Source organism: Aerococcaceae bacterium DSM 111021, from assembly GCA_020112395.1.
Taxonomy (GTDB): Bacteria; Bacillota; Bacilli; order Lactobacillales; family Aerococcaceae; genus Ruoffia.
Genome location: JACCEK010000002.1, coordinates 107663 through 121855, shown reverse-complemented (window position 1 = coordinate 121855; position 14193 = coordinate 107663). Strand labels below are relative to the sequence as shown.

13 protein-coding genes are annotated in these 14193 nt (G+C 38.6%); 10 read left to right on the top strand and 3 right to left on the bottom strand.

What is annotated here, in order from left to right:
- Positions 1-223: 223 nt before the first annotated feature.
- The 5 genes from HYQ40_06755 (at position 224) to HYQ40_06735 (ending at position 6679) form a co-directional block, all read left to right on the top strand.
- A complete protein-coding gene (locus HYQ40_06755; protein ID MBZ6527475.1) occupies positions 224-2191 on the top strand; it encodes a PTS glucose transporter subunit IIA in 1968 nt (655 codons plus the stop codon).
- 158 nt (positions 2192-2349) lie between these two features.
- Entirely contained in the window at positions 2350-3789 is a 1440-nt protein-coding gene (gene ascB, locus HYQ40_06750) for a 6-phospho-beta-glucosidase (GenBank protein ID MBZ6527474.1), read from the top strand.
- A 31-nt stretch (positions 3790-3820) separates the two neighbouring features.
- Positions 3821-4399, top strand: a complete 579-nt coding sequence (locus HYQ40_06745; protein ID MBZ6527473.1) for a histidine phosphatase family protein — start codon at positions 3821-3823, stop codon at positions 4397-4399.
- Positions 4356-5240 carry a Cof-type HAD-IIB family hydrolase gene (locus HYQ40_06740; protein MBZ6527472.1) on the top strand — a complete coding sequence of 295 codons (885 nt, stop codon included), beginning with the start codon at positions 4356-4358 and terminating at the stop codon, positions 5238-5240. Before HYQ40_06745 ends, HYQ40_06740 begins: the two co-directional genes overlap by 44 nt.
- Positions 5241-5257: 17 nt before the next feature.
- A complete protein-coding gene (locus HYQ40_06735) occupies positions 5258-6679 on the top strand; it encodes a glycoside hydrolase family 1 protein (protein ID MBZ6527471.1) in 1422 nt (473 codons plus the stop codon).
- A 50-nt stretch (positions 6680-6729) separates the two neighbouring features.
- Here the strand turns inward: HYQ40_06735 and HYQ40_06730 are convergent, their stop codons facing one another.
- Positions 6730-7011: a hypothetical protein gene (locus HYQ40_06730; protein MBZ6527470.1), complete on the bottom strand. Its 282-nt coding sequence runs from the start codon at positions 7009-7011 to the stop codon at positions 6730-6732.
- A gap of 126 nt (positions 7012-7137) precedes the next feature.
- Here HYQ40_06730 and manX point away from each other — a divergent pair, with 126 nt between their 5' ends.
- From manX to HYQ40_06710, 4 genes are read left to right on the top strand one after another with little or no spacing between them, the layout of a single operon-like run.
- Complete coding sequence (manX, locus tag HYQ40_06725) at positions 7138-8112, top strand: PTS mannose transporter subunit IIAB (protein MBZ6527469.1); 975 nt, start codon at positions 7138-7140, stop codon at positions 8110-8112.
- 26 nt (positions 8113-8138) lie between these two features.
- Complete coding sequence (locus HYQ40_06720; GenBank protein ID MBZ6527468.1) at positions 8139-8933, top strand: mannose/fructose/sorbose family PTS transporter subunit IIC; 795 nt, start codon at positions 8139-8141, stop codon at positions 8931-8933.
- Between the two features lie 16 nt (positions 8934-8949).
- A complete protein-coding gene (locus tag HYQ40_06715) occupies positions 8950-9900 on the top strand; it encodes a PTS mannose/fructose/sorbose transporter family subunit IID (GenBank protein MBZ6527467.1) in 951 nt (316 codons plus the stop codon).
- Positions 9901-9906: 6 nt separating this feature from the next.
- A complete protein-coding gene (locus tag HYQ40_06710; GenBank protein MBZ6527466.1) occupies positions 9907-10272 on the top strand; it encodes a DUF956 family protein in 366 nt (121 codons plus the stop codon).
- A 226-nt stretch (positions 10273-10498) separates the two neighbouring features.
- Here HYQ40_06710 and HYQ40_06705 read toward each other — a convergent pair whose 3' ends face one another.
- Together HYQ40_06705 and HYQ40_06700 are read right to left on the bottom strand one after the other, a co-directional pair.
- Positions 10499-11569: a YsnF/AvaK domain-containing protein gene (locus HYQ40_06705; protein ID MBZ6527465.1), complete on the bottom strand. Its 1071-nt coding sequence runs from the start codon at positions 11567-11569 to the stop codon at positions 10499-10501.
- 251 nt (positions 11570-11820) lie between these two features.
- Complete coding sequence (locus HYQ40_06700; GenBank protein ID MBZ6527464.1) at positions 11821-13143, bottom strand: nucleotide sugar dehydrogenase; 1323 nt, start codon at positions 13141-13143, stop codon at positions 11821-11823.
- A 142-nt stretch (positions 13144-13285) separates the two neighbouring features.
- On the opposite strand from HYQ40_06700, the gene galU reads away from it, so the two are divergent.
- Complete coding sequence (gene galU / locus HYQ40_06695; protein ID MBZ6527463.1) at positions 13286-14188, top strand: UTP--glucose-1-phosphate uridylyltransferase GalU; 903 nt, start codon at positions 13286-13288, stop codon at positions 14186-14188.
- The last annotated feature ends 5 nt before the right edge of the window (positions 14189-14193 follow it).

The following is a 14193-nucleotide window of genomic DNA, read 5'->3' as shown; positions in this document are numbered from 1 at the left end:
CAATCTACTTTAGGATTGTTACTGATCAAGCAGGCAAAACCTAAATAGATAGTATGAATGCACACCCCCATTTTACGGGCTGAGTGTTGTCTAATTCGTATTATCTATTTAGGTTTTTTCTTTTGATCAAATTCGATGAAAAGGAGGAACATCAAAAAAATAAAACTAAATAATATACAGGTAAAGAGACAATAATTGTTTAAAAAATAAGGAGGAAGAAAAAATGGCAAAAAATTATGATGAATTAGCAAAAGATATCGTTGCCCATGTAGGTGGGGAAGAGAATGTTTCGAGTTTAGCGCACTGTATTACAAGATTACGCTTTAAATTGAAAGATGAGAGTAAAGCAGATACAGATTATTTGAAAAAACGAGAAGGTGTCGTAACAGTTGTTCAAAGTGGTGGTCAATATCAAGTCGTTATCGGGAACCATGTACCAGATGTATATGCTGCTGTCCAATCTGTAAGTAATATTGGAGGGGCTGGTGAAGTAGATGCAGACGAGGAACCAACTGGCAATATGTTTGATCGTTTTATCGATTTAATTTCTGGATTATTCCAACCATTCCTTGGTGTCTTAGCCGCAACCGGGATGATTAAAGGTGTCGTAGCCATCTTAGCTGCAATGGGGATGTCGGCTGAAACAAGTGGTCTTTATGCAATTTTAAATGCCGCAGGGGATGCGTTTTTCCAATACTTACCAATTATGCTCGCTTTAACTGGAGCTAAGAAATTCAAACTAAACCAGTTTACAGCTTTAGCCATAGCAGGAGCGATGATCTATCCGTCATTAATGGATATCACTGCAGGAGACCCGTTATACACTCTCTTTGCAGGAACCATTTTTGAATCGCCAATCCATAGTACCTTTGCAGGGATTCCAATCATTTTACCTATGGGAGGTTACTATCAAACAGTAGTTCCAATTATTTTAGCTGTGTACTTAGCTTCAAAAATTGAGAAGAAACTACGTGAGGTTATTCCTGATGTCGTGAAATTATTCTTAGTTCCATTCTTTACCATTCTGATTGTAGTGCCATTAGCTATATTAGTTGTTGGACCAGTTGCTACTTGGGCTTCTAATCTAGTCGGGGCATTCTTTAGTTCAGTTTATGATTTTAGTCCTATCTTATTAGGAGCTCTATTAGGAGGCTTCTGGCAAGTGCTGGTTATGTTTGGATTACACTGGGGCTTGATTCCAATTGCATTATTACAGTTCGCTCAATATGGATTTGGGACACTATTAACTGCATCAGTAGCCGTATGTTTTGCTCAAGTGGGAGTGCTTTTAGCTATTTTAATTCGTACAAAAGAGTCTAAAGTTAAACAATTAGCAGTACCAGCAGCAATTTCTGCCGTATTTGGTGTAACCGAACCGGCTATCTACGGTATTACTTTACCGATGAAGACGCCATTTATCATTACTTGTATCGCAGGAGCTATACAAGGAGCGTATCTAGGTTGGATGAACGTTATAAGTTATTCTATTGGTGGCTTAGGAATCTTTATTATTCCTTCATACATTGATCCAACAGGGGACATTCCAATGAACGTGTGGCATATGGTTATTGCCATGATAATTTCATTAGTTCTAGCATTTGTCATGATGATGTTTGTAAAAGTTCCAACTTTATTTGAAGACGAACCAGAATTAGCTACAACTAATGGTGCTAATTATACTGATTCTTCTAACGCAAATTTAGTAAAAGAAACAGCTAGTGAAGATGGTACAGCCGCTCAAGAAATTATCGCAAGTCCTGTTACAGGGCGAGCAATGTCATTATCAGAAGCACCTGATGAAGTTTTTGCTAGTGGGGCAATGGGTAAAGGGATTGCTGTTGAACCCACTGAAGGTGTCATTTATGCACCGGTAAATGCGACTGTGACAACTATTTTCCCAACGGGTCATGCGATCGGTTTAACAACTGAGAATGGGGCAGAAATTCTTATTCACATTGGATTAGATACTGTCAATTTAGAAGGTAAGGGATTTGAGAAACTTGTTGAAAATAATGAACAAGTTGAAGCAGGACAAGAGCTAGTTCGTTTTGATATCGATTTAATTAAAGAAGCAGGTTATGAAACAGTGACACCTATTGTAGTGACTAATACTGGAAATTATTCAGATGTTCTAGTGACGAATGATTCTGAAATTCAACAAGGTGACTATTTATTCACAACAGTTAAATAGTTTAAATTCACTTTAATGTGTCAGTCTTACACAAAACCACTCATTTATCTGTGAGTGGATGTGTAAGGCATTTCAATAATAGGCAAATACTAGAGAGTGACGACTAAAAAAGTTACAATAGCATTGTAGGGTTACAAAGACAACAAGGAGGAATGGAAATGGGATTTAGAGATGATTTCTTATGGGGTGGCGCAACTGCCGCTAACCAATGTGAAGGTGGATATGATGAAGGTGGCCGTGGTTTAGCCAATGTGGATGTTGTTCCAATTGGCGAAGACCGTGGACCAATTATTACCGGACAAATGAAGCATTTAGATTTTGATGATGCGCATTTTTATCCAGCTAAAAAAGCGATTGACATGTACCATCATTTTAAAGAGGATATTGCTTTATTTGCTGAGATGGGCTTGAAGACATACCGCTTTAGTATTGCTTGGACACGTATCTTCCCTAAAGGCGACGAGCAGGAGCCAAATGAAGCAGGGCTTAAATTCTATGAAGAATTAATCGATGAATTACTCAAATATAACATCGAACCGCTTGTGACAATTACTCATTTCGATATGCCAATTCATTTAATTAAAGAATACGGTGGCTGGAGAAATCGTGAAGTTGTAGGCTTTTACGAACGTTTAGTGACTGTATTATTCAAACGTTTTAAAGGAAAAGTAAAATACTGGTTAACTTTTAACGAAATTAATATGATCTTACATGCGCCATTTATGGGAGCGGGACTTGTATTTGAAGAAGGTGAGAATCAAGAACAAGTAAAATATATTGCGGCTCATCATGAACTACTCGCAAGTGCGATCGCAACAAAAGTAGCTCATGAAGTTGATCCTGAGAATATGGTTGGATGTATGATTGCGGCCGGACAACATTATCCAAATACGCCAAATCCAGCCGATGTTCGCCAAGCTCAAGTGGATAATCAAGAGAACTATTTCTTTATTGATGTACAATCACGTGGTGAATATCCAGCTTACGCATTGAAACAATTAGAGCGCGAAGGCATTGAGATTCCTTTCGAAGCAGGCGATAAAGAATTATTAAAAGAGCATACAGTAGACTTTATATCATTCTCTTATTACTCATCACGTGTATCGTCTGCTGATCCGAAAGTAAACGAGAAGACGGAAGGGAATATTTTTGCATCAGTTAAGAACCCATATTTGGAAGCAAGTGAGTGGGGATGGCAAATTGATCCACTAGGATTCCGAATTACAATGAACGAATTATACGACCGTTACCAAAAACCGTTATTCGTTGTTGAAAATGGACTAGGAGCTGTTGATACACCAGACGAAAATGGGAAAATTGTAGATGATTACCGTATCGATTATTTAAAACAACACGTGGAGACAATGAAAGAAGCCGTTGAATTAGACGGCGTTGATTTACTTGGTTACACAACTTGGGGTGTCATTGATTTAGTGTCAGCAGGTACGGGAGAAATGAAGAAACGCTACGGCTTCATCTACGTTGACCGTGATAATGAAGGAAACGGTACGTTAGCCCGTTCTAAGAAAAAATCTTTTGACTGGTATAAACAAGTAATTGAGTCAAATGGAGAGGACTTAGATTATACGAAAGGTTAATTTAGATCGATTTTTGTAAAGGGGAGAGGATATGTCACGATTATATTTAATGCGGCATGGTCAAACTTTATTCAATGAGTTAAAACGAATTCAAGGAGCCTGCGATTCACCACTAACAGACTTAGGTAAATCACAAGCCGAAGAGGCTAAAAAGTATTTCGAGAGTGAGTCACTTTCCTTTTCGGGTCTTTATTCATCAACACAAGAGCGTGCGTCTGATACATTAGAAATTGTGAAGCCAGATGAGGCTTATACGCGTCTGAAAGGTTTAAAAGAATGGAACTTTGGTATCTATGAAGGGTCTCCAGAATACTTGAATCCACCCGCTCAAGAAGGGCAAGAAAGTTATGGGGATTACTTCAAGACATATGGTGGTGAATCAGTGACTGAAGTTGAGAAGCGCATGTCGGAAACATTAACGGAGTTGATGGAACATCATCAAGGCGGGAATGTCCTGGCAGTGAGTCATGGAGGTGCTTTGTATGCTTTTTATTTAAAATGGCGCAAAGCAGAAGACATTCGTCCGAGCTTCTCAAATTGCTGTATCTTAGTGTATGACTATGAAGATGGGAAATTTGATCTGGTCGAGAGTATCAATCCCGGACAATAAGGAGAATTATGTGAGCAAATATATTTTTTTAGATGTAGATGGGACATTAGTGACGTATGAAAACCACTTGCCGGACTCTGCAGTCAAAGCAATTAAAGCGGCGCAAGCTAAGGGGCATAAAGTGTATACAGTCACAGGTCGCAGTAAGGCTGAGATGTATCAAGAGATTTTAGATATTGGTTTTGACGGTTATATAGGTGGTAATGGGAATTATATTGAAAGTGACGACGAAGTACTTGCACACCGTACTATGAGCGCTGAAGATACCAATCGTATTGTTAATTGGTTACATGAACGAGGTTTAGAATTCTACCTTGAGGCAAATAGTGGTTTGTATGCAAGTGGGAAGTTTGAAGAACGCGGACTACAGACTATGAAAGATTATATCGCTTATAAAGGCAAAGAAGATAATTCAATGACTGTTCGTAAAGCTTTTCCAGAGATGTTATTCGGTGAAAGTTTAGAGCATTCTGATATTAACAAGATCAGTTTTATTCTAGATAGCTACCAAGATTTCAAAGATGCGGAAGCTGAATTTTCAGATTTTAAAGTTGGAACATGGGGCGGTCGCGGTGAGAAAGCTTTATTTGGGGACATTGCTTTAGCTGGAATTAATAAACAAACGGCCCTTGATTTCTTATTGAAAGAAAAAGGTATTGACAGAAAAGATACCTATGCTTTTGGTGATGCTAATGTGGATATTCCAATGTTAGAATTTTGTGAAGTTGGCGTTGCGATGGGTAGCGGTGGTGACGGTATCAAAGCAATGGCTGATTATGTGACAGATGCAACTGAAGATGACGGCTTATATAATGCTTTCAAGCATTTTAATTTTATTTAAAAAAGGAGAATCATTTAATGACTGAAACAGTATTTCCAAAAGGATTTTTATGGGGTGGCGCAACAGCTGCTAACCAATATGAAGGTGCATATAATGAAGATGGTAAAGGTTTAAGCGTTCAAGATGTGCTACCGAATGGTATGAAAACACCGCCGACAGAAGAACCGACAGAAGATAACTTAAAGCTTGTAGGAATTGATTTCTATAACCGTTTTAAAGAAGATATTAAACTATTCGCAGAGATGGGCTTTAAAACATACCGTACTTCAATCGCTTGGTCTCGTATTTTTCCCAAGGGTGACGAAACTGAACCGAATGAAGCAGGTCTAGCTTTCTATGATGCGGTTTTTGATGAGTGCCTAAAATATGGTATTGAACCATTAGTTACTTTATCCCACTATGAAACGCCACTTCACTTAGCTCGCGAGTACGATGGTTGGGCAAGTCGTGATTTAATTAAATTCTATGAGCGTTACGCAGAAACTGTCTTTACTCGTTATAAAGATAAAGTGAAATACTGGTTAACATTCAACGAAATTAATTCAGTGCTTTTTGAACCCTTTATGAGTGGAGGGATAAGTACTCCTAAAGAAGAACTATCAGAGCAAGACTTATACCAAGCAATCCACCATGAATTAGTGGCAAGTGCTTCTGTGACAAAAATCGCACATGAAATTAACCCAGACTTCCAAATCGGATGTATGGTGCTTGCGATGCCGGCGTATCCGATGACACCAAACCCTGAGGATGTATTAGCAGCCCGTAAATTTGAAAATAACAACTACTTGTTCTCAGATATTCACGTACGTGGTGAGTATCCAGGTTATGCTAAACGCCTTCTCAAAGAAAAAGGTATTGAGATTCATTTTGCTGAAGGTGATGCAGAATTATTAAAAGAAAACACAGTGGACTTTATTTCATTCAGTTACTACATGAGTGCAGCAATGGCACATAATATGGAAGAATATGATTCTGGTGAAGGAAATATTATGGGTGGGATCAATAACCCTTACTTAGAAAGTTCTGAATGGGGATGGCAAATCGACCCAGTTGGATTACGCATTGTGCTAAACGACTTCTGGGATCGTTACCAAAAACCACTATTCATCGTAGAAAACGGTCTAGGTGCTAAGGATGTTCTAGTTGAAGGTGCCGACGGAGAGATGACAGTAGAAGATGATTACCGAATCAACTACCTTGAGAAACATTTACAACAAGTTGGTGAGGCAATCAAAGACGGTGTTGAGTTGATGGGTTACACAACTTGGGGATGTATCGACTTAGTGTCAGCTTCAACAGCAGAATTAAGTAAACGTTACGGCTTCATTTACGTTGACCGTAATGATGACGGAACTGGGACATTAAACCGCTATAAGAAAAAGTCATTCGACTGGTATAAAGAAGTTATCGAAACAAATGGAGAAAGCTTATTTAAATAAGCAATTAAAAGCTATCTACTTATAAAAGTGGGTAGCTTTTTTTGTTAGGATTATGTTTGAGTTTTCAATATTACTTGCAACTCTAGAAGAACCACTGATCCATTCTTCTCAAGTTCGTCCAACTCTAGAAGAACCACTGATCCATTCTTCTCAAGTTCGTCCAACTCTAGAAGAACCGCTGATCCATTCTTCTCAAGTTCGTCCAACTCTAGAAGAACCGCTGATCCATTCTTCTCAAGTTCGTCCAACTCTAGAAGAACCGCTGTTCCATTCTTCTCAAGTACGTCCAACTCTAGAAGAACCGCTGTTCCATTCTTCTCAAGTTTGCACATACTCTGAACTATCTTCATTAAATATTATGAATTTTACGTCATATTCACCTGTAATTGATTGAAATCGCTTTCACTGAATGGTAGACTTTTCTTGTAGAGCAATTTTAAAGTGGAGGAGGAAGAAAGATGGTAAGTATTATATTGGCGAGTCATGGCGAGTTTGCTGAAGGATTATTGCAATCGGCTCAGATGATCTTCGGAGAACAAGAACAGATTACGACAGTGACGTTCATGCCAGAGGAAGGGCCGGATGATTTGAAGGCGAAGTTGGAGTCGGCGGTTGCATCTTATGATGCGGATGCAGAAATATTGTTCTTAGTTGATCTTTGGGGAGGGTCGCCGTTCAATCAAGCGAATATTCTATTCGAGAAAATGTCGGACCGGGCAGCGATTGTATCGGGAATGAATTTACCGATGTTGCTAGAAGCATTGGGAACACGTATGGGAATGGATAAGGCTCACGACGTTGCGTCTCATATTCTTGGTAAGGAGCAAAGTGGAATTCGAGTTCGACCTGAGGAGTTAGTTCCTGAGCCAGAGGCGAGTGTTGTTTCAGAAGCAACTGGGTCAGCTCAACTTGATCCTGGAACAGTGATTGGTGACGGGAAGATTAAGTATGTCTTGACACGTATTGATACACGTCTTTTACATGGGCAAGTGGCAACTGGTTGGGTGAAGAGCGTGAATCCAACCCGTATTATTGTAGTATCAGATAAAGTAGCAAATGATGAGATGCGTAAGACGTTAATTAAACAAGCAGCGCCACCGGGTGTGAGAGCGAATGTGATTCCCATTGCTAAGTTAGCAGAGATTAATGAAGACCCAAGATTTGGTGGAACAAGAGCATTATTATTATTCGAAACTCCACAAGATGTGCTTGAAGCAATTAAACTAGGTGTTGAACTCGATGAAGTAAACTTAGGATCAATGGCTCATTCAAAAGGGAAGGTCATGATTAATAATTCTGTATCCGTAGATGACGATGATGTGAAGACGCTTATGGCATTAAAAGATAAAGGTGTAAAATTCGATGTGCGAAAAGTACCAGCAGATTCAGCACAAAATCTAGATCGGTTACTTAAGAAAGAAAAATTAATATAGATTGAGGAGGATTCAAAATGACAGATATGACAATAATTCCAGTTATACTTATTATTTTAGTGGCACTTTTTGCCGGGTTTGAGAGTGTACTGGATCAATTCCAATTACATCAACCCATCATTACATGTACGCTGATTGGACTTATTACAGGTAATTTAGCCGAGGGGCTTTTATTGGGTGGGCAATTACAATTGATTGCCTTAGGTTGGATGAATATTGGAGCAGCGATGGCGCCAGATGCGGCTTTAGCAGGGGTAGTTTCTGGGATTCTAGTGCTAGTCCAAGGAGCATCAATGGGTGAAGGGATTGCCGTCGCAATTCCACTAGCAATCGCTGGTCAAGTGTTAACAATTTTTATAAGAACGGTTGCGGTAGGTCTATCTCACTATGCTGACCGTCAAGCTGAAGCAGGTAGTTTAAGGGGTGTAGCTTCTGCCAACATTATGGCATTGATGTTACAAGGTCTACGTGTTGCTGTTCCAGCAGGTTTAATTTTAATGGTTTCAGCTCAAACTGTTACTGATGCATTAAATGCGATTCCAGATGTTATTACTGGAGGATTGAATGTTGCTGGTGGAATGATTGTTGCGGTTGGTTATGCCATGGTTATTAATATGATGGCATCAAAAAGCTCATGGCCATTCTTCTTTATGGGATTCGCCTTAGCAGCAGTGACTGAATTGAATTTAATTGCGATGGGTATTATTGGTTTAAGTATTGCTTTAATATATATTTCGATTGCACCACAGTTTAATGCAGGTTCTGGCGGTGGTGGAAGTTCAGTGGAAGCTGCTTTAGATGATATTTTAGAAGACTATTAGATAGGAGGGACATAAAATGACTGAAGAAGTAAGACAAGATCGTATTAAATTAACAAAAGCCGATCGGATGCGTGTGTCATGGAGAATGACTTTTATTCAAGCATGTTGGAACTTTGAACGTATGCATAATGTTGGTTGGGTCTATGCTTTAATTCCAGCAATTCGTAAATTGTATACTACTAAAGAAGATAGAAGTGCTGCACTTCAACGTCACTTGGAATTTATTAATACTCACCCGTACTTAGAAGCACCCATTGCCGGTGTGGTTCTTGCACTAGAAGAAGAAAGAGCGAACGGGACTGCGATTGATGACCAAGCGATTCAAGGGGTAAAAGTTGGTATGATGGGACCTCTTGCTGGTGTAGGAGATCCAGTGTTCTGGGGAACTTTAAGACCCGTATTAGGGGCATTTGCCGCTTCACTGGCATTATCTGAAAGTATTTTTGGACCCATTATATTTTTCTTAGCATGGAATATTATTCGAATCCTTTTCTTATGGTATTCACAAGAATTAGGATACCGATCAGGTAACGAAATTACGAAAGACTTGAGCGGGGGAATCTTGCAAAAAATTACGCAAGGTGCATCAATCCTTGGAATGTTTATTATGGGGGTATTGGTACCGAGGTGGACAACAATGAATTTCCCACTCGTGCTTTCACAAGTAGAGAATAATCCCGATACTATGGTTGATTTTCAGGCATTGACGGATCAAGCAAATAGTAATGCGCTTTCTGTTGATACAATTCGAGACTTGATACTACAAGTTCAATCAGGCTCGAATGTGGCAACCGAAACGACTATGACTTTAAATGATGTATTTAATGCATTACTACCGGGCTTAATGCCACTTATCTTAACGTTCGCATGTATGTGGCTACTTCGTAAAAAAGTGAGTCCAATTACGATTATTGGTGGAATATTTGTCTTAGGTATTGCACTATATTCAATTGGAATTATGGGATAAAGTGTGATGAGTACTGAGTTTTTAAACACAACAATCGAATACACGACGCGTGCCAATGCATTGATTAACCCAATCCTCCCAAAGTCAGGATTATTTCTAATGGGCGAAAAAGGGCTTGAATTTCGTTCAGAAAAAGGACCAGGCTTCATACAAATACCTTGGACATCTGTTGAAAATGTTTTTGTGCAGATGTTGTTCGCTGGCCGTTACGTTCGTGGCTTTACAATAGAAACGGATGAAGGGCAGCACTTTGAATTTGTTGTGGATGATGCTAAAGATACATTGAAATACATGCGCAAGTATCTTGAACGGGAAACTTTTCAAGCAAATAAAAGCAATATAAGTAAGGTATTAAAACAATTCAAGAAGTAATTTGAGAGGGGCTTTTCCAAGCCCCTTTTTATTATGGATAAAACAGCCTAATCATGCACTCGCCAATCCCGCGAATGCTCGTTCCAGCTTAATCATGCACTCGCCAATCCCACGAATGCTTGTTCCAGTTTAATCATGCACTCGCCGATCCCGCCAATGCTCAATATAAGCAAAAAAGCTGAGGAGCAAGATGCTCCCCAGCTTACAGTTATAAATGTTAAAGTTATTATCTTAAAGTATCGTTATCTTCTCTTAAGCGACCTGTTTCGTCATCGATATCTAATTCTTCACGGCGAGTCGTTTCTGTCACTGTTTCACTATCTGTATGTGTTGTTTTTTCAACTTCAATTTCATCAGTTATAACAGTGTCTTTGTCTACAACGACTTCGTCTTCAGATACAGGAATAACAATTTCTTCTTCAACGAAGGCGTCATCATCGCCTGTAGTACGCTCATTAGGGTCAGTATGGCGAATATGAATTTCTTCACGTTCAACCGGAACTTCGACTGTTTTTGTATCTTCCACGACTTCTTTAGTGATTGAGACATCACCTAGATCTTTTTTACGCGTTTCGGCATGAACTTGTTCTTCGTGTAGACGAATACGCTCTGTATCCGTATCAGTTACACCAACGGGTTCGCCTTCTGCTTCGATATGCGTTTCTTCACCAACGATATGTGGATCGTAATCATTATCTTCTACATTCACGTCATCGTAACCTTTATCTGTGTCAGTATCAACATCAACGTAAGTCTCATTTGGATCTACCACTTCTGAAGTATAATCCGCAGCAACTGTATTTCCAGCTACGAATTCTGGGTCATCTTCTATTACACCTGTTGTCGTACCAACTGCCCCAGTGAAGGCTGCAGTTTCAGCATTTACAGTATCCGTAGTAGGTTCATTACCAGTTAGAACATTGTCTGTTCTTAATTCGTCAGTTTCTCTTGTATCGAAAGCGGGAAGTTGACTCTCAAATTCTTGGTCCACGAGTAACAATAGTTCGTCGCGATTTAAAGAATCTTCGTATTCAGTAAAATCAACGTTTTCATATTCATCATCGTTATCGTCATCGTCCCAGCCGAATAACTTAGCAAAAAATCCACGATTGTCTTCATGTTGCTCTTCTAACAATTCACCGTAAGAGATGAATTCAGCTTCACCAACATATGCGTGAGCACGTGTACCGACTAATGCAACACTCTCGCGAGGTACACCTTGATTTACAACATTTGTAACTGCATCCTCAGCTTCAACGACCGTAGGGTAAACACCATAAACGTATTTCTTAACCATAAAACAACTTCCTTTCTATTTTTGAGAATCTTTTATGATTTAAGTATAAAACAAAATTGAAGTAAATATAAAGCAAAATGACTTGGAAAGGTAATACTATTTTATTAGTGATCATAACAATTTAACTATATTTATTTTTTATAAAGGTGAATATAGAGGTATTCTCTCATTTTACCTTTATCAAATATTAACAAAATACAAAATTAAATAAAAATAAAAAAACCAGTGCAAATGCACTGGTTTTGTATAATTTATAACCTCCAGAAGCTATAACCAGCTTCAATGAAATCTTCTTTATTTAAAATACTTTTTACATCCAAAATAATACGTTTGTCAGCAGGCAAGTCTTGGTTGAATAAGTCAGTGATATCCTTAAACGATAGAGCTTTAAATTCATTATGTCCTACAGCTAAAAGAATTGCATCCGCATCTTTTACTTGAGATAACTGAGTAAGTGACACACCGTATTCGTGTTGAGCATCTTCTTCGCTAGCCCATGGATCTACAATGGTTGGATTAATATCGTACTCGCGTAATCGCTTAACGATGTCATTCACTTTTGAATTACGTGTATCAGGTGTGTGTTCTTTGAACGTTAATCCAAGAATAACTACTTTAGAATCAATGGGGGTTTTACCTGTACGAATTAATTCTTTGATTAATTTATCAGCAATGAATTCACCCATGCCGTCGTTAATTTGACGACCATTGCTAATAATTTGACTGTGGTAGCCTAAGTTCTCAGCTTGGTAAACAAAGTAATATGGATCGACTCCAATACAATGTCCGCCTACAAGTCCTGGTGTGAAACCAAGAGCGTTCCATTTTGTGTTCATTGCATCGATCACATCTTTAGAATCGATTCCCATCAGGTCAAATGCTAGAGCTAATTCATTCATAAAAGCGATGTTAATATCACGTTGTGAATTTTCAACGACTTTAGCTGCTTCAGCAACTTTAATACTTGGCGCTTTGTGAACGCCAGCTTTGACTACAATCTCGTAAACTTTACCAATCTCATCCACGTATTCCGGAATCGATGATGACACAATTTTTGTAATTGTTTCGAGTGTATGTACTTTGTCACCTGGGTTAATGCGTTCTGGCGAGTAGCCGACAACGAAGTCTTCACCATGCTTTAAGCCCGATTCTTCTTCCAAGATAGGAATGCATACATCTTCAGTTACGCCTGGATAAACAGTTGATTCATAAACGACAATCGAACCTTTAGCGAGGTTTTGACCAATCGTACGCGTCGCACTTGTTACAGGTGTTAAATCCGGTGTCTTATCATGATTAATCGGTGTTGGCACAGAAACAATTAAGAAACATGCGTCATTTAATTTCGTTGCATCGTTTGTAAACTCAAGTGTCGTTTCTTTAATAGCGTCATCGCCGACTTCTTTAGTTGGATCAATGCCTTTTTTGTAAAGATCGATTTTATTTGGATTATAGTCGTATCCAATTGTTTCAATGTGTTTAGCAAAGGCAATGGCAATTGGCATACCAACGTATCCAAGTCCGATAATTGCAAGCTTCGCTTCTTTGTTAATTAATTTGTTATATATTTCCATGAGTTTCTCCTCTATTCATTATATCCAAGATATTATAACAGAAAATGATTAGATTGTTGAGTTATCTGTGCAGAATATACCTGTAGCAAACTGATATTAAATTAGATATACTATTATTGTATGAGAAAGAGGAGGTCTGAATATGTCAAAAATTCGTAAAGCAGTTATTCCGGCGGCCGGATATGGAACGGGATTCCTACCAGCAACGAAGGCACAGCCTAAGGAATTATTGCCCATTGTTGATAAGCCAATTATTCAATTTATTGTAGAAGAAGCCTTTGCTTCAGGGATTGAAGAGATATTGATTATTACAGGAAAACATAAACGATCAATTGAAGATCACTTCGATTCAAACCCCGAGTTAGAAGACAATTTAGAGAGTAAGGGGAAAGACGCTTTACTTAAGCTTGTAAAAGATACAACAAAAGAGAACTTATTCTTCGTACGTCAATCTTATCCAAAAGGATTAGGTGATGCGATTGGGCATGCACGTGCTTTTGTAAATGATGAACCTTTTGTTGTAATGCTCGGAGACAATATTATGAATAGTGAAGTGCCAGTAACGAAGCAATTAATGGATTTATATGATAAGAATAAATCAGCAAACTTAGCGGTCGTTGAAGTGCCGGATGAATTAACTTCAAAATACGGTATGATAGAAATCGATCGTCAAGATGAAGAAGACGACACAGTTTACAGTGTATCGCGCTTTATCGAAAAACCAGTTGCAGAAGAAGCACCTAGTAACTTAGCCATTGCTGGACGTTATATCTTAACACCAGAAATTTTTGATATATTAGAAAAGATTGAACCGGGTGTAGACGATGAATTACAACTGACCGATGCTATCGATCAGCTAAACAAGACTCAACGCGTCTTTGCTAAAAAGGTTGAAGGCAAGCGTTATGATGTTGGAAATAAAATCGGCTATATGAAGATGAGTCTTGAATATGGTTTAGAACATCCTGAGACGGCTGAAGAATTTTCTGAATACATTATTAAACTAAGTACAGAATTAGAAGCTGAAGACACGAACACTTTATAGAAAAA